Source organism: Rhizobium sp. NFACC06-2, from assembly GCF_900101425.1.
In the GTDB taxonomy this organism is placed as follows: Bacteria; Pseudomonadota; Alphaproteobacteria; order Rhizobiales; family Rhizobiaceae; genus Agrobacterium; species Agrobacterium leguminum.
This window is the reverse complement of record NZ_FMVA01000027.1, coordinates 1-17,274: the sequence shown is the minus strand read 5'-3', so window position 1 is coordinate 17,274 and position 17,274 is coordinate 1. Positions and strand designations below refer to the sequence as shown.

Annotated in this window: 14 protein-coding genes; all 14 read right to left on the bottom strand. The window is 57.3% G+C overall.

Annotated elements, in window-relative coordinates; genetic code table 11:
* Positions 1–12: 12 nt before the first annotated feature.
* Positions 13–795, bottom strand: a complete 783-nt coding sequence (locus F3H58_RS26115) for an HpcH/HpaI aldolase family protein (protein ID WP_149744322.1) — start codon at positions 793–795, stop codon at positions 13–15.
* The gene (locus F3H58_RS26110) at positions 795–2,591 is read right to left on the bottom strand and encodes an IucA/IucC family protein (RefSeq protein ID WP_149744321.1); all 1,797 of its coding nucleotides are present in this window, start codon (positions 2,589–2,591) and stop codon (positions 795–797) included. Before F3H58_RS26110 ends, F3H58_RS26115 begins: the two co-directional genes overlap by 1 nt.
* Positions 2,588–4,306: an IucA/IucC family protein gene (locus F3H58_RS26105; RefSeq protein WP_149744320.1), complete on the bottom strand. Its 1,719-nt coding sequence runs from the start codon at positions 4,304–4,306 to the stop codon at positions 2,588–2,590. The genes F3H58_RS26110 and F3H58_RS26105 overlap by 4 nt, the downstream gene beginning before the upstream one ends.
* Entirely contained in the window at positions 4,293–5,465 is a 1,173-nt protein-coding gene (locus F3H58_RS26100; protein WP_149744319.1) for an MFS transporter, read from the bottom strand. The genes F3H58_RS26105 and F3H58_RS26100 overlap by 14 nt, the downstream gene beginning before the upstream one ends.
* A gap of 4 nt (positions 5,466–5,469) precedes the next feature.
* Positions 5,470–7,233, bottom strand: coding sequence for an IucA/IucC family protein (locus tag F3H58_RS26095; protein WP_149744318.1), 1,764 nt, complete (start codon positions 7,231–7,233; stop codon positions 5,470–5,472).
* Positions 7,233–8,276 (bottom strand): 2,3-diaminopropionate biosynthesis protein SbnB, encoded by a 1,044-nt coding sequence (gene sbnB / locus F3H58_RS26090; protein WP_149744317.1) that lies wholly within the window; start codon positions 8,274–8,276, stop codon positions 7,233–7,235. The genes F3H58_RS26095 and sbnB overlap by 1 nt, the downstream gene beginning before the upstream one ends.
* 39 nt (positions 8,277–8,315) lie before the next feature.
* The gene (sbnA, locus tag F3H58_RS26085) at positions 8,316–9,329 is read right to left on the bottom strand and encodes a 2,3-diaminopropionate biosynthesis protein SbnA (protein ID WP_149744316.1); all 1,014 of its coding nucleotides are present in this window, start codon (positions 9,327–9,329) and stop codon (positions 8,316–8,318) included.
* Positions 9,330–10,469: 1,140 nt separating this feature from the next.
* Positions 10,470–11,525 carry a hypothetical protein gene (locus tag F3H58_RS26080; RefSeq protein WP_149744315.1) on the bottom strand — a complete coding sequence of 352 codons (1,056 nt, stop codon included), beginning with the start codon at positions 11,523–11,525 and terminating at the stop codon, positions 10,470–10,472.
* Entirely contained in the window at positions 11,515–12,555 is a 1,041-nt protein-coding gene (locus F3H58_RS26075; RefSeq protein WP_188129081.1) for an HD domain-containing protein, read from the bottom strand. The genes F3H58_RS26080 and F3H58_RS26075 overlap by 11 nt, the downstream gene beginning before the upstream one ends.
* A 273-nt stretch (positions 12,556–12,828) precedes the next feature.
* On the bottom strand, positions 12,829–14,112 hold the full coding sequence (locus F3H58_RS26070) for a ComEC/Rec2 family competence protein (RefSeq protein WP_149744313.1): 1,284 nt from the start codon (positions 14,110–14,112) through the stop codon (positions 12,829–12,831).
* Entirely contained in the window at positions 14,112–14,534 is a 423-nt protein-coding gene (locus F3H58_RS27660; protein ID WP_286170148.1) for a hypothetical protein, read from the bottom strand. Before F3H58_RS27660 ends, F3H58_RS26070 begins: the two co-directional genes overlap by 1 nt.
* Positions 14,535–14,901: 367 nt before the next feature.
* A complete protein-coding gene (locus tag F3H58_RS27655) occupies positions 14,902–15,201 on the bottom strand; it encodes a gluzincin family metallopeptidase (RefSeq protein WP_286170147.1) in 300 nt (99 codons plus the stop codon).
* A 109-nt stretch (positions 15,202–15,310) separates the two neighbouring features.
* On the bottom strand, positions 15,311–15,697 hold the full coding sequence (locus F3H58_RS27650) for a gluzincin family metallopeptidase (RefSeq protein ID WP_286170145.1): 387 nt from the start codon (positions 15,695–15,697) through the stop codon (positions 15,311–15,313).
* Between the two features lie 261 nt (positions 15,698–15,958).
* Complete coding sequence (locus F3H58_RS26060) at positions 15,959–17,089, bottom strand: RHE_PE00001 family protein (RefSeq protein ID WP_149744312.1); 1,131 nt, start codon at positions 17,087–17,089, stop codon at positions 15,959–15,961.
* Between the last annotated feature and the right edge of the window lie 185 nt (positions 17,090–17,274).

Below are 17,274 nucleotides of genomic sequence, written 5' to 3'. Positions count from 1 at the left end.
CTCCTTGGAAATTTAAATTTGTGAGGGGCACTTGCTGCGCCAACTCCGATCGGACCGTGTCAATGCATGGCGCAAAATTCCGCGATCGTTGGCTGCGATAATACCGAGCGCACCCTGTGTGATTTGGCGCTCCACGTCCTCATCACGGCGAGGAATGACGAAGAAGTGCTTGCCTGCGGCTTTCACCGCGCCGGCCACCTTTGCCTCGGCGTCAATGACTTCCGGAGCGGTTGTCTGCCACGGAAGGCCGATGGATTGAGAATAGTCAGCAGCCCCGAGAAGGATTGCGTCGATGCCTTCAATCCGCGCGATATCGTCCACGGTGTCCAGACCCGACAGGTCCTCGATCATCGCGATGATCAAGGTCTCGCGATCCAGCTTGTTGATAAACTCAACAAGGTCACAGTCGCCAAACCGGCCCAGACGACCAGCGTTCAGACCACGCGAGCCTAGGGGCGCGTAGCGTGCACGTGCCACCGCCGACCGGGCGTCTTCTACGCTGGAGCATCGTGGCACCACGATCCCAGCCGCCCCGGCATCAAGAACCTGCAAGATGCGATCCGAGCGCGCATCCGGAACGCGTACCAACGCGCTGACACCCGATCGGTCCGCTGCTGCCAGCAGGAATTCAAGCTCTCGCCCGTCGATCAGTGTATGTTCGAGATCGATGAGGACAAAATCAAATCCAGCGACAGCAGCCACGTCAACGATGGTCGGTGCGGGGACCGACAGGAACAACCCGCCCGCGGCTTTGCCGTTATCCAGGAGATTGCGCAACCTTGTTCGCCCGGTCATCATCGTGCTTCCTCACCGCTTGCACCAGCATGGATCAGTGGGTTCGGAACGCGTCGGGCGGGGACTTGTCCGGTATCGAGCCGGCGCCGCGCCAGATCTTCTACAAGGACTTCATCGTCAAACAGGCCAAACGAAACTGCACCTTTGCCTGCCGATTCGTTATTTTGAAGATGTTCATGGATGACACCGGCAGCCATGCGCCAGAACGCGCGTTCGTTAAATTCGAAGTGTCTTTCGAGAAAGAATGCCAGCTCGGCGAGATTGACTCCGAAGAGCGCATCGAACATGAAGTCACGCACGTCCCTCGGATCTTTTGCCTCGACATACGAATTTGGATTGACCATGGCATGTTCGGCTGGCGTCGCAACCAGGGCCGGCGCTCGGGCACGCAGTCGTTCCGGTATGAAGCGAACACCATCATGGAAGTCCTTGAGCGCAACTCTCACGGGCCAGCCGTTTCGATGAACCAGGAGCATGTTCTGCTGGTGGCTTTCCAAGGCGATGCCATGGGCGGTCAGCAGATGCACAACGGGGACTGCCGAAACACGCAACAATTTACGTGTCCAGTTCTCCACGCCAAAGGCGTCGATCCAGGGCTTGATGGAGGGGCGGCCGTCAACGTCGAGATGGGTCAGCATCGAAAAGGGCGATGCCGATTCGGTTTCCACGCGAAGATATTTATGCACCGGATCCCGCCAGATCGCCGCCATACCGCCGCGAAGATCTCCGCCCTTGTCCAGCACGAGCGGCGCGGTCACCGTCGTCCCCATGCGCTCCAGCAGAAGAATCATGCCCGAAGCATCAAGATATGGATCACCGCGCAAAACATCTTCCAGCCAGGCGCTGATGATCGGAGCATTAAGGACGGTGTGGGCGGCCAGCGTACGCGCCGTCGAGGTATTGCGAATGGAAAGCGCAAGCTTGAGGGAGGAAGCCCCCGGCAAAGTCTGATCGGCGAGGGTCCGGATCGACTGCTGAGCCAGATAGTCGTGCCGTGCTTCTCCAAGAAAGACGATCCGGTCATTGGCACGTTCGACAATCGTTGCAGCTTCGATCACCCGTTCCCATTGCCATGGATGAACCGGCAGGATGTGAAAATCCTCATCGAGCACGGGTGCATCCGCGGAAGCGAGCAAAAGTCGGTCCTGGTTTCCAGGCACGGCAATGGAGGAGCTGGCGCAAAAGTCCCTGTGCACGCCCAGCCAGACCGGCTTGATAGCGTTGGCAAATTCCGGACCGTAGGTTCTGTTTTCCCTGGGTGAAAAACCTGTTCGGGATTTGAAGCTGGGATGGTAGCGATGGCCATCGGTAAGATTGGCCTCTGCTGCGTCATAACTTTGCGAGGCGAGCGCCCCTCCCCCACGCCGACTGGCAATTAACGCTTCGGTGTGGTTGAGAAATGTCCTGCGGATTTCGTCCCGGAAGCGTTCGTGGGTCGAAGCGTCGCCGACGACGAGAGGCAACAGGTCATCCAGAAGCAGCAGAGGATCGTCGCAGCGGGTGCCGTCTTGCGATTTCAGCCGCCAGACACTGCCGTCCTCCACCAGCCATCGGTCATAGGCGATGGTTCTCCTGACAAGAGCGCGATAGACGATCAACCCGTCGGAGGCCTGTATCGATACTTCCCCTGTCTCGCCGGTTGCGGGAGCGACTAAAATCGCGGCATCCGGCAAGAGGCCTTCGGTGAGAAAGGCGCTCAGCGTCTGCGACACGACCCGGCTCCCCGCAGCATGCAGGGCATCCGGTAAGGCGTGGGCGGAGATTTGTGCTGTTTTCGCCTGGAACTGGATCGTCATGGGGTCGCCTCCTCAAATGTAGTGTGACGGATATCGGAAGGTGCCGTGGTCTTCCCGGTCAGCAAGGGATTGGGTACAGGGACGTAACTCGGCGTATCGGCGTGTCCACCGAGGCAACTCAAAAGGTTGGCTTTCGCAGGGAGCTTGCTGCTCGCCAGAAGTTCGCTGACGGCCGCCAAGTCGGAAACCTCTTCCAGAACCTGCCTCGCCTTGCCCCATAGATCGCTTTCGTCAATGCCGGAAACCTCGGCTGCCGTTGCGACGACGTGGGAAAAATGGTTGACGACCACGTAGTAAAGGAGCCGTTTCCAGGCCGTCTTGCGGTCATAAAAGAGGGCATGATCCAAAAACGCAGCGTCTTCACCGCTGAAGCGGCGTTCGAACGCACTCCGATCGACCGCGATACCCTCCAGATCGCGGATGAAGAGGTGGTCTGGCCAACCATCCACGAAGCGCACAAGACTGTTTTGGCTGTGCGCCTCCAGCGCGATGCCGGTATCGTTGAAAAGGCGCAGCAACGGGATGAGCGATATCCGCATATACGCCGCCAGCCAGCGATGAGTGCTTTCGCGGTCCTGTAGGTAATGTCCGCTGACTTCCGCCAGATTTGGCTTGCCGTTGGCCGGGTTGGTTTCCAGGAGGCCGGCAACAACCAGTGGGAGCGGGCCTTCGCCGAAATCAGCGTCCCTCAGCAAATATCCCGTCTCGGGATGATACCGGAAACCGCCTCCGGCGTTGCGGCTCTGCACGATACGCCCGACCGGCTCGTCCAGCACGGTTAATCCCGCCCGTTCAACGGCTGGCCCGACGACTGCGATCGCCCGTGCGCCTGCCACGCTGCGAGCGATTTGCTCATCGGTATTTACGCGAGGAAAGTTCGTAATCCGTGCCTCGATTGGCAGTTTGACGAAGAGATTTTGTTCCGAAAACCAAACGGTACGCACTGAAGAGGTCGGAACGGCCGCATTGCCCGTGGCTTGCGTGATCCTGATTTCTCCTGATCGTATCCGGTCTGCAAAGTCGGGGTTTTCCTCCAGGCGCGCTGCCTGCCAGGGATGACATGGAAAGAGGATATCGTCGCGAACGTCGCTTGCCGACAGGCCCGAGGCAGCCCGCAGGCGTAAATCCATGGGAGCGAGGCGCTGGCGGTCATTTTCGAATTCCGCAACATGATGACGCTTCACTAGCAGCCAGCGAAGCTGGAAACGGGTCGCGCGTTCAGGCGCATATTTTTCCGTGTCGGCTTTCGTGAAACCACCTAGGCTTTTCGCAAGCGGATGAAACGGATGGCCAAACCAAAGCGATTGCTCCAGTGCGACCGCAGAGATGCCCGCCTTTGCGGTCGACAGAAAGATCGCGTACTCGCGGCTTGCCAACGACGAGCGGCCGATCCGATTAAGGATATCTTCGATGTCTGCGCTCGATGCGCCTCGCTGCGTCTTCAAAAGAATGGCAGCGAGCTCCGAGGCGTCTTCAATCACTCGAAATCCGCTCTGGTCGTTGACGGTAACCCGCTCGCCGAAGCGATGAAAACCAGCCGGCGAGAAATGTTCGCATTTCGCGGTGATCACCACATCGCCAGCGGCGATTTCGACCTCGTACCCGGCGCGGATCGTCTGGAGAAGGTCGGGCCGAAACTCCCGTAACCACGTGTTGAGAAGCCTGTTGCGCTCACGGTGCATTGCAAGTCTGATCGTCATGTCATTCAATGTCATGGCGTCTAGCCTCCGGCTGTAGGTAGAGAAGAATTGATGCGAGAAGAGTAAGCAGAGCGGCAGCGAGCAATGCGCCGTCGTTCCCGGCCGCAAATACGGCGAGCCCGCAGATCGCCGGACCGATGACCTGGCCGAGAGTAATGGCGGCGCGCCCCGCCGCGAGATTGAGGACGCGATGCCTGGAGCGTCCAAGAGAAGAAAAGAGCGACGGAGCCAGGCCCGCGTTGAAGGCTCCGTGAACGATCCGCGACAGCGAGATCGAAACAATAGTCGATCCCGCAAGCAATGAGAGAAGCGCAACCAGGGAGCCCGCGGTGGACAGGCGCATGACCGCTCTTTCCCGGCCCGCATCAATCCAGCGTCCCCACAGCGGAAGCACGACAATTGCCGCTGCCCAGCTTCCGGCATGAAGCAAACCGACCAGGCTTGCGGTCAGAACCGCGCTTTCCCGCTCCAGCGCCCAATCTGCAAAAAATGGCATGAAGCCGAAAGCGCCGGCGGTTCCAAGAAGACCGGAAAGGACAAGCGTACGGCTGGCAATTGGTGGCAGCAGCCCGTTAAGAGCAGGGGAGCGCGTGTCATCCTCGACAAGTTCTGCATCATGGAACGCACGTCCGCATAAAATGCCAAGGGCGACAAGCAATATGCCAAACCCCATCAAAAGACCCTGAAGCGCATCATGCTCAAATGCCCATCCTCCGAGCAGGGGTCCGGCTATACAGCCTGCAGCCAATGCCTGCTGCAAACCCGAATAGCCTTTTCGGCCGGTCGTACGGTTATGCTCAACCGCGAGAAGCAGAAGGACGCCGATCCCGGTCAGTCCCTGGATGCCGCGGCCTAGCGCAAAAAGCACCACAGTATCTGCCTGCGCCTGGAGGAAAGCGCTGAGCGCATTCATCAGGCATGAAAGACCCATCAGTCTGCCGAGGGGATAGGAGGAGGCGAAGTGCGCCCAGACGGGCGTAGACAAAATTGCACCGACCGCGGGGGCGGCTGCGATCGCCGCGGCCCAGAGTGCAATATCTTTGCTCCCTGCCCCCGATAGTCGCTGGAGGTGCAGGGACAGGAACGGCAGCACGGCCAGCGGCGCAGCGACGGTCGCAAACTGTACGGCGAGCACAAGCCACCAGGATGCCCGCTTGAATTTGGTTGCGATCATCGGTTCACTCGAAATCGCGAAGCGGATTGCCGGCGAGGCCCAGGCGGCTCGGCATGCCAAGTCCGAGCTCTGTCATCGCGAGCAATGGGGTCAGTATCTGCTTGAATGGCCAGTCAGGCTGCTCGAGCAAGGCAAATCTCAGCCGATCCCGCATCTCGGATGGCATTTCGATGTGCTTGAGATGATGCTCCACGCTCGTGCGAAGCAGGCGGCGTGATTTTGAGAGTTCGAGTGCACCGGTCCGGTCCAGCTCCGTACAAATCGCACGCAAGGCCACGTCGAACAGCAGGGTTTGACCGTATGCAATGAGGTCTTCTGGCTGCGGTAGTAACATGGTTGCACGGCGTGGATCTTTAATGATGTAATCGGGAACCGGAAGTCCGCACTCTGCAAGACCTGCGGCATGGCACCGCACTGTATCGTGATCGCGCAGGACCACTCCCGAGGGCCGTCCGTTCGAAATCTCCACGAGCACGTTTTGCCCGTGCATTTCGGGAATGAAGCCGCTGGCGAGCGCTTCAATTGCAAACCCGGTCAGGAGGTCGAAGAGTTCGACGACGAAACCCTCGAGCGTATTGTCGCGACGGGCTTGCAGAACGGCTTCGATAGCGGGAGGAATTCCGCCGGCTGGCGCAACTGCAAACGCGGCAAGGGGGATGAGACTCGCACCGTCGCTGATCGGGAAGATGCGGACCGCACAGCCAAGATAAGCGGTCCTCGGCTCCAGGACATCTCCCGACAATTCGGAGAAAGTCCAGAACTGCGTTTCGTCGGCAAGCCGCGCTACCCGACCAAGACCGGGCCGGGTTGCCAGCGCCAGGGTCAGGAGGTCCGCACCCTTCAGGCCATTGCAAAGTGACTGGGCGCTTAGCAACCGGCGAACACCCAGGGTTTCTACATCCAGAGGGAGCTTCAGATGGCATCCCGGCTTGCCTGGAATCGTGACGCTCCGCAGCGACGACGTCGCGGCAACCAGGGGGCCTTGAAAATCCAGCATGGTGATCCGTCCATCGGCGAGTTCCTCAGAAAATTCTCGCGGGACGATATGGTTGGCTTGCCAGGGATGGAGGGGTAAGGCTTCGTGTGTCGTGTCTATTCCCCGACGGGCCAACTCCAGACCAAGCAGAGCCGACTGGGTGGCGTCCAGAATGGCGGCGGCTGGCCCACCCCTTTCGACACGCGGCGACGCAAAAACATGGCTTTTCTCCACCGCGCACCAGCGCAACGGGAAATACCTGCCAAATTCGGCGCCATAGTTCTCGATCTCTCGGGCGCCCCAGCGACCGCGGCAATGCGCCAGGGGATGGAAGGGGCGATCCCTCCACGCTGCCATTCGCTCCCACAGGAGATCGTTCTCCAGCGCACCGGTCTGCCTGCCCGCATTTGAAAGGGACGAGCCTGTGGCCTGAACGAGATCTGAATTCTTGTCACTTTGGCTGAGTTGCCTCATCGTCCTGTCAAGGACCGGCACGCCAACGTCCGGAAGAGCGTTCAGGACCAGCCAGAGCAACTCGGAGGGATCGAGGGCTTTGCACGTCTGCGCATGCTCAATGCCCAACGGCCGCCACCCGCCGCGCCAGCGATCGGGTTGCAGGCGGATTATGATTTCCTTCCCGCCGATGGCGATTGTGGCATGACGATCTTGCCGCGATGAAAGAGCTTGGCTGCGCAAGCCGGCGACATCTTCCGTCCAGAGCAGATCGAGGAGATCCTCGAGGATCGCATTGCGATCCTCTTTGTGTTTGGGAATCTGGGATATGTAGTTCATCAAAATAGATCCACCAGTATCCCTGCATCGGCAGCCTCCGCCCGACGCAGAATGGCACGGGCGCAGACGATATCGTCGATCGCCATCCCCATCGGATTGAGAAGGATGATCTCGTGATCATTTTCCCTGCCCGGTTTGTGGCCGCTGACGATTTCCCCGATTTCCGCATGCAGCTTTTTGCGAGAGAAAGAGCCTTCCTCGACAAGCTGGTTGATGATCTTCTTTTCACGATTGCACTGGTCCCAGTCGTCCACGACCACCTTGTCCGCGCGTAAGAAGACCTCCTTTTCAACATCCATGATGGAGATATTGGAAAGAAATGTACCCGGTCTAAGCCATTCGAACCTGAGATAAGGCTGATCGGTGACCGTGGCGGTGACGACGACGGTGGCCGCCTCGACCGCAGAGCGTGCGTCGGGATGCGGAACCGCCTGCACCACAGGAAAAGCTTCGGCCAACCACTCGGTCAACCCGGCCATTGCCCCAGGCTGACGATCAAAGATATGGATTCGCCTGACATTCGCGAACTGCTCGCAGAACATCTGGATTTGCGTGCGCCCGATTGGCCCGCAACCGATGACCGTGACGTCGGTGAAATTCGGCCGCGCCAGATGCTTGGCAGCGACCCCGGTGACTGCAGCGGTACGCAGAGCGCTGATGCGGGCCGCTTCTAGGACGGCAATCGGGAAATTCGTTTCATTGTCGTTCAGTACAATCACGGCACTTGCCCGATCAATGGAGCGCCGAGATGGATTGTCGTGTTTCGAGCCGATCCATTTCAGCCCGGAAATGGGATCTCCACCGCCAATCCAGGCTGGCATGGCGATGATGCGATCGGCGATATGCCCGGAGTTCGGGTTGCGGAGATAAGGTTTCAAAGGTTGAGCGTAGTCACCTTTGGCGTGGAGGCGGAAGCCTTCTTCGACGGCTTCCATGTAAAGATCCGAGCGGTCGCCGCCAACCGCAGCAATATCGCGTCGTGACAGGAAGCGAAGACGAGCGCCGACGCCCTCCCGTGACCGGATGGTTTCAATCATGTTCATTTTGGTCTCCTGGTAGATTTAGGACGCAGATGCCGCCGGTCAGGAGGCGTTTTGTAAGAGAACCGGATCCCGTCTCAGGACGACGTGGGATGATTCAAGGGGGCGATGAACCCGTTCTCGTGCGGGCAACCAATCCGGATTGTAGACACTGTCGAGATAGCGCTCACCCCGATCCGGCAGGACGGTCACGACAACTGCGTTACTCGGTAACTGCGGAGCCAGTTTCTGAATTGCCGCAATAACCGAACCCGAAGATCCTCCGGCGAGCAGGCCCTCTTCCCGAACAAGGAGACGGCATGCCTCGACAGATTCGAAATCATTGACGAGAACGACTTCATCTATCTCGCTGAGGTCCAGTTGCTCAGGAACACGACTGGCCCCGATTCCTGGAATACGCCTGCGATCGCGCGAAGGACCGAAAATGACGGAACCTGCAATGTCCACGGCGATGATCCGGATTTTCGGCCAGGCCTCACGCAGCCGACGGGTAAGGCCCATGATCGTACCGCACGTGCTGACGCATATGAAGGCATGGGTCGGTTCGACAGGCATTTCGCCGACGATTTCGGCTCCAGCGCCATGGTAGTGGGCAGCAGGGTTATCGGGATTGGCATACTGGTTGAGCCAGACCGAATTTGGCACCTCTTGCAGCAACGTCTGAACGCGCCGAATTCTGGTATGAAGATAACCACCCTCCTCGTCTGTCTCCGTGACAAGTTCTGTGAACGCTCCATACGATTCTATCAGGGCCCGATTGGTACTGGTGATATTGGGGTCGATGACTGCCGTGAACTTGAGTTTCATCTGTTGCGCGATCATCGCCATCGCGATCGCGAGATTGCCGGACGAGCTCTCGATAAGATGCACGCCTTGATTGATTCTTCCGGACTGGATCGCTTTGGTCACCATATGCAAGGCTGGTCGATCCTTGATGCTTCCACCTGGGTTGAACATTTCCAGCTTCGCAAAGATACGAAATTTGTCGCTAGAAAAAGGTAATTCCAGCTCAACCAAGGGGGTATTTCCAATAAATTCAGAAAGATTTGGCTTCATGCGCGTCTCCTGACAACCAATCGTAAAAGCACGACAAATGCATGTTTACGTTGTATTTCATCATTGCACTAACAATGAGAAATTAACAGGAGTAAAATTGTCATGTTTGCATGGCATTCAGTTTTTCGTTAACCAACGCCTAAGCGTGTCTCAATGAGATACAAATTTTGGCAAACTCGTATTTGCGCGGATACGAGAAAGCCTCCCGGAACCACTCGGTGCGTGTGGCGGAACTTCCAAAGATTTCCGCCGCCCGATCGTCAACAACATGATCGAGCTTTGCGAGTTCAAAAGCAATGCGTGTCGACCCCGCGCCCAAACTACATGATCTGCGCCTGGTTGCGCGTCTTCTCATTGCAGGTCGCGGCTCACACGAACCTCTTCCTGGAGCCCTCGAAGGCCAACCTCGACGCTAGGTAGTCGGTCTCCTGGCCTTAATACTAGTCCGCTGACCGACGAGATCGGGAAAACGAGGTCCACGATGTCGCCGTCACCATCGTTCTGGTTAGTAAGCAACCCGCCGTCACCGCCCTCTTAGCCCGCAAGCGCATCAGGAACTATCGCAGGACTGGTTGCCTGGAAATCCCATCGCAAAGCCCAAAAATGTCGACGCCTCCTGCCTCGTCGCGTTCTCTTCATCTTTTCCGCCTGCAGCCCGTAGGTAAATTCTATAGAAAGCACTTGAATGGATTCGAACGCTCGCTCACTCGTTTCATTAAACCTAACGCACTGAAATTGCTCATCGGCGTGCGGCGGCTTGTCCTCCGCGGAACGGTTGATATGGCACCGTCGAGCAAGATTTCTGGCCGCGCGCCCTTGGATTTAGCAACTAGGCGGCAACTTCTGCTCGAACACATTTTTTGGCGGAGACATCGACGCGGATGCCTGCCAACCTACGGAGTTCAGTCTCTACTAGCCCTACTGTCGGATCTCAACCCGCGCGATCTTGCGGTTTTGCGAAATGGCGGACACAAACTGCCGGCCCTCAGGAGGAACATCCGGCGCGGCGCCGAGGGCGACTTCTTCGGAGTGGACAGTGACACGCGCCAAACATCCGGCTAGCGCACATTTTCGTCGACATCCCCCCAACCTTAAGCGACACATCGACATTTCGTTGAGCGGAAGCGTTTTGTGGTCCGCCTATAGAAGGAACCAGGTAAAAACCTGCTTTCGGACCTCATCCGGCGAGTTGAGCACCATAGAGATCATCGCATCAGTCATTTCGCGCGATCTTTTGTGCATGGCATAGTAGGGATTTATTGTGCCATCGCTCAGTTTAGGCTCGTCCCGATCTTCGAAGCTGACGTCCTTGAGGCTCTCCCGAAATGCTGGTTCACTCATATCGGTGAGATAGTCGGCGTAATGAGTCAGCACCTTCCGAGCGTCCTCCTCGGAATCTGTTTTCACAGCAGCCTGGAGCCGCAATGCCGGCGTCAACGACAGTGTCTTGGCCATTGCGTCGAAAATATAAGAGTGCGACTTTCCCTTCAAGCCTGAAATCTGGGTCGATAAGGCGAGAAGGGTGCTGAAATACCAAAGCTTGCGCGCATTGCGCAGCTTCGCGTGACGCTCCGCCCAGCTCTCTGGCTTCGTCTCAGCCCGCGATTTGTAATCGACGCAAAGTGTTCGATAATACCGGGCTATATCGTTGCAAACGGCCAGCGGATGCTTGCTGACAGTGCGATCATAATCACGATCGCCGACATAGGCTTCAAGAATCCTCCGTCGGACCTCGTCTATGCCCAGACCGCCTCCCAGCTGCTCGGACTCCGTCAAGATCAGCATCCGCTGTGTAAGCGTTCGCCGGTGATCCGTATCCCCCCCAATGCCATCGGCTTTGCACAAATCGGCCAGCCTAGTGCTGCGCATGAGGTCACGTGACGTGGAAACGTCCACGTCCAGCTGCCGGCGTAAATCTTCCCGGACCTTACCGGTCAGATCGACGAAATGCGGAAAATCGGCCGCCGACCCTGACCAGATAGGCAGTAGATCGATATCCGAAGCCTCCAGAGCTTCATAGCGCGCGGTCGAACCTACAATCGCGACGCACATCTGCGACTGATCCAGCCTGCTCCCTTGGAGACTGGCTGAAACAACAGCATTTGCTTTGCTTATCAACTTACTGCTGTGATCCCAGGCCCTCTTAAAGACGGCAAGCTTGGGCTCGGATAAACACGTTAAAGCATCAATGCGCATTTCGCGATTTTCTCGTTTTCGGCACTTCTAGAAGATAGCTATCCAAATTGCTGACGTATAAATCATCGGGTATGGATTTTGCGACCTTTTGCGCGACTGGATCTTTCCAACGATAGATTTCGTTGCTTGAAGGCAGTCCCTGTTCGCATACCATTTCGACAAGTTTGCTTTCCTCAATTTCCAGAGAGGACTCGAGCGTAAGGTCGTTGTCAGACAAGAGACGGAACACCGCTTCGGACCAAGCGCTTTCCCACTTGACCACGTCCCACGCGGAAAAGACTTCCTTATAGATCGACGACTTCGTCTTCCAGAAATCGATGACGTCCTGCTTGTAGCGGCCTTCAACAAAGATCTCGTCAAACAAGTTACAGGAAAACGCGTCTATGAACTTGAGAGGATCTGGCGCGGCGATCCCAAACGTTCTTCCGGCGCGCCATACACCCTCTAGCATATCGGGAGTTAGCCTCGATCGAGTTACAACCAAAACCGGCGCGAGTTCAGGATCGGGTTTCTTGCGAAAGAGGCCGAGCAAACGCTCCGGCTCCAGACCAGCTGCCACCAGCGCGTCGGCTGTCCGATATTTCCTTGGCGCAAGATCGTGATCGGTGATCAGCCACTCGCGAACGGTCTTCGTTCCCACCCCGAGCAGATTGGTGAAGGCGTGCTGGGCGGTATGGGACAGTGGCCAGTTTCCCAGGTCATGCAGCAAGCCCCAAGCCACGGCATAGCGTAACTGCGTATCGTTGAAGCCGATCTTGTGTCCAATCTGACGTGTGATGCTTGCGACCCCGATGCTGTGGCTCCGCCTCGACCCATCGTAGTAGTTCGTACCCATCTGAGACAGGCGCTGCTTCGAAACAGGCGGTTTTATGACATTTGCAAACCGCGGCGAAAGGGCTCCTAGAAAAGTGATACCGCCTAGTCGATTGAACGACGGGGCATCGAGGAGCGGCTCGGCAATATCCCGAAGTTCCGCTTCCGCTTCAATCCATCGCCGGTCACAGCTGTCGGGGGCTATCTGGGGAGACATCTTTAGCTCAATCTTGGACGATCCTGGAAGTATTAATATGGGGGCGCCCATCTATCAAGGCCAGAGCATCCACAAGCACAGGTTTAATTGTCGATGCATACCAACACGAAAGTCTGCGTAAGCATTAACGGCCAGAACATTAACACGGCTGTCGGGTCTTGTATTCGATAATCAAAAATGCGCCCTGCATCAGCGACTACTCATCACGGCCCACCTCGTTGAAGGGCGCAACCTGGCCGTCAAAGCGAGCCCGCCCATCTGGGCATCGGATCATCAAAAATCCAATGTCGTTTCGTGAAAGAGTTCGTTTTCCCGAAGACTCTGGGTGGTGAACAGCGAGCTGCGGCGATTGAGCTCTTGCACGAGTGTCCCGCGTGGGACTTCGGTACGCCGTGCCTCGTCTCCATGTTTGTGTGACATTGTAGACATCAGCGTCTTGAGACGATCCGAGGCGTCCTGCTCGGATTTCTGCTCGAACAGAGACCACAGGGATTTGGGTGTCACGTTCAAGCTGCCATGGTGGCCTACCTTATAAAGATCGACCTTCTTCAGCTTCTCGCGCACGGATGACTGACTGAGCGCATATGACCAGTTTTCGATCTGCGCGTCACCCGGGAAAAGGAGGTTTTTCGATCCACATCGAAACAAGAGAATGAGGCTCGTATTGTTAAGAGCTGTGTCCAGAATTCTGACCAACCTTAGCATCTGGTCGGCCCGCAGGCGCCGTGCCCTGCCAACGATCCAGCGCGTGTCGATCGGAAGGTTTGAGCCGACGCGCTCGACGGCGAAGTCCGGAAATAGTGGTATGACTTTCTGGCCCTTGGTTGGGCCGAGGGAATTGGCCGCATTAGCAACGAGGTGCCAGAATTCGTCCTGATCACGCGGGCGCTGTTTGGTTATCTTGTTCGATTGCTCGATTGAAGGCGGCCCTAGAATGTCGATCTTGACGCCTGGCAGCAACGCCGAGAGCGCAGTCTTATCGCCGGCCTTTGCATATTCGCGATTGCCCGACATTGCCATCAGGTTCTCGACGGCCTCGAGATTGGCAAGATTGTTTTCGCCCATGAAAGACAGTTCCTGACGAATCGTGGGAGACAGGTAGCGGACACGTTTGACCTCACTGAAGATCGCTCCTGCCGCGGCCTGCATGGCCGCAAGTGAAGATATATAACGAGCAGCAATCGGAACACCAGGCGGCAAGGGACCTTTGGCGTCCACGGCGAGCTTCGGATTTTCTGTCCACGGTTGCAGCACAAGCTCAGGCTTGAGATCGGCAATCGTCTTTCCCGAGGATGGCCTGTGTTTCTTGGTGATAAAGCCTGAGATGTGATCCTTGTGGCGATGAGTTGCAACGACGGCCAGTCTCTCATTTCTAGTCCGCTCTGCGATGTTGTCGGCAATGAGGTCCAACTGGTTTTTTGGCACGCCGTCCGGCAGTCCGGTCGAACCGAAATCGATCAGGACGTGGCGTTTTTCGCCAGGGTATTCGAACGACAGAAGGAAGCAGTCGCCGAAGCCAACCTGATACGAGGTGATCACCAATCGAATTGGCTTCATCAGTTGCTCTCCCGGACGCCGTTTCGCGCCAGATGCAAAGCGGAAAAATGACTTGCCTTATTCACCTTTCTGTCAAGGTACCCTTGTTTCCAGAGATAGGCGAGACGATCTCCTTGCCGCTTGCGATCACCCCGATCGCGCAGCAGATGATTGGCGATCTGATATTTGAGCTGACCATATTCATCGAATATAAGTGTGCCACCACCAAGCAGCCGCAACGGCCGCCAAGATTCTATCGCCTCGGGAACCTCGACTTTGAAATCCTGCCGCAGTTCGCTGGCTGTCACCGTCAAGACCTGCACGTACTCTGCAATCGTCTCACGGAGGACGAACCCGTCGGGAGCGATGCGAGTGCTCGGGCGCACTGATTGAACCTCGATATAGCCGATATCACCAATGTTAAGCGCTTGCGGTTTTCCCACACAAAGCGGAAAACTTCCTCATTGTCGCGAAGCATCGAATCGTAATGCGTGCGACTGTAGATCATGTCGTCGTCGCACCGTAGCCAGCTACCGTCCGTGTCCGATCGATTGCTCGGCCGAATGCCAAAGGCCTCGAAATTCAAGAGCAAAGCGTTCCGGTAGCCATACCGGTCATCGGGAACGACCTCGCGGTCGACTGTGAGCACGGCGGACAAATAATCGGAGAAAGACAGATCGACGGGCGGACAATAGTCGATCGCACGAATGGCCATTGTCATCAGATGGTCAGCCGCGCGAGCGCCCTCCTCTATCACCAGTGACCGATCCTTCTTGCCGTCTACGATCGTGCCGACTCGGCTGATGCGGCTCACCCATCTAGGAAGGATCGTAGCATTGCCGCGACCAGGAGTTCGCCGCGATTGTGAACCTCCTGCCAATCATGGTCCGCCATATAGTCCTTCCCGGGTTCCAGCATGACGGAGTGGCGAAGCGCTGCACCTCTTACGCCGCTCATCTCCTTGCCCATTTCATCGGCGAGACGAAAGAGAACTGAGTGGGCGAGGTTATCCCTCTCAAGGGCGGCTTGGTCGACAAGCGCAAGGTCCGCTGTCCCGTCGAGGACGGAGCCGACGACATCTGGGAGCGCAAAGACCGAAAGCAGCGCCACGACATCTGCGAGACCTTCATGGAATGCGCTCTGATCCGGAGAAGAAGGCTCGAGATATCGCGATCGCAGTCCATCCAGAATGGCGTGAGTCGTTTCGTGCGCGATCACATCATGCGAAAGACAGGAGAAAAACAGTTCTCGTGTTTCCCTGGCTTGAGGGGAAGCTTTCGAAATACAGCGAGCGATCGTCACGCGAATAGAAGGCGTTTGGCTCCGCAAAGGCATGCGGCAAAATACTGAGCTGGTGTCCCTCGCAGCCCCATTGCACGCGGCGGCCCAAGGCAAACTCGAACCGCGCCAAAATACGCATCGCGATCGCATAGACGTTCTGTGCATGAAACCGCGGATCTGAGAGGAGCCTTTCGTCCGATACGTTTTGAAACGGATCTTGGTACTCGCCATCCAACCCCGACGGCAAATCTGCTGGCTGATAGAGGGCATTGGCCGTTACGTCATAATCGACGATTGCAACGCGGTAACCGCGTGGGCCAGGCAAAAGCTCCTCTGCAGGAACGTCTATGGATGAGGTCAGGATCCTTCCATTGACCTTGACCGAAGGATCCTGAGCGATGATCGACAGCTTCCGCGTGCTGCGAAGACTGTGGCGTGCCCCTTTACGTTACGCATATTCGTCCCCCGAACTTACGCCCGCATCATCTCGATAAATTTAAGAAAAGCAACTACAGGGGGAGCAGCCTTAGCATCACACGCCGAATTAGGCATTAATCGGATTCGCGCAAAGCAGCTGGTTCGGAACTCAGACTACCCCCCACGCCCGAAACCTCCCCCTCCCCGTCATTTCTCTGAGGCCCAGCTCCGACACGATCCGCCGCGCCGCCTGCGGCGTGACCTCGAGCGTTTTCGTCACCATCCCGGCTGACACTAGCGGCTTTGCCATCACCAGTTCGATCAGTTCGGGCAGTTTGGACGAGGTGCGGCGCCCCAACAGTTTGCGCTCCATCATCTGGCGGGCCAGCGCCAGGCGGTCATGCTCTTTCGTGCCGATCTCGGCGGCCGCCAACATCCCATGGGCAATGGCGAGCAACCGCGTCTCCCGATCTCGGTGACGGCGTCTATCGACGGGAATGGTTTTCAGGCCAAGATTGATGGCCGCCAGATGAGCGCCGGTGGTGAGCCCAGCTTGCCGCAGGATGGACGCAGCAAGCAGCCGGCCGAGCCAGGGCGCGTGCTGAAGGACGGAAAGTTCGTTCCAGGCATCGAGGGCAATGATCGCCTGCAGCACCGCCGGCAGGTTTTCCGCCAGGCGCAGCACGCCGCGCCATTCGTCGAGCCGGGCATCCTCGTCCCAGTCGAGATCGTAGATCATCGGGTCTTTGTCTTGGCCGCCGGCGCGGCCGGGTCGTTTGGCAACCTCGATCGCAGCCTCCGATCGGGCAAGCACCGCATCGATCGCGGAAAAATCGACACCGGGTAGATCTTGGGCTTCGTCACCCTCTTCCCCTTCCCCCTCCGGATCGATGGCGACCGCAGCCCGAACACCGCTGGTCGGCTCCACCGCCTCGGCGCCGTCCGAATTGGTGTCCGACGTCTGTCGCAAAGACCGGATACCGTCTGCGGAAAGTGCCCAGTCTGGCGACTGACTACCAATACGCCGGCGGGTTCGCAACACGTCGCGGGCGATGGTGAGTTCGTGGGTCGGGGCGCGGATGTCGCGGGTGGCGTCGTGGAGGACGAGGTCTTCGAGATGGACGAGTTCGCCGTCGATCCACAGCGAGGCACAGGCGTCGGCGAAGTTTTGGCGTTCGATCCACCCCGCACCGACGTGCGAGCGGGCGATTCGCTCGTCGAGACGGGTCAGGGCGACAGCCGCGTCAAAAGCCGGTCCCATCAGGGCTGTCATGCTGATTTTCGATAGATCGTAAGCCATTGAAATAATGGTAAATGATTTGCTATAAGAACTCTATATAAATATTAGAGTTCCTCACATGATATGACTGTGGTCTGATGTTCTAATTAACGATAAGTACCTCTTATCGATGGTAGTTGATTTCGCGGCGCAAATCACCGATGTCGGTCGTCCTAATTGAGCGGATTCCCCACATTTCCGGCGAT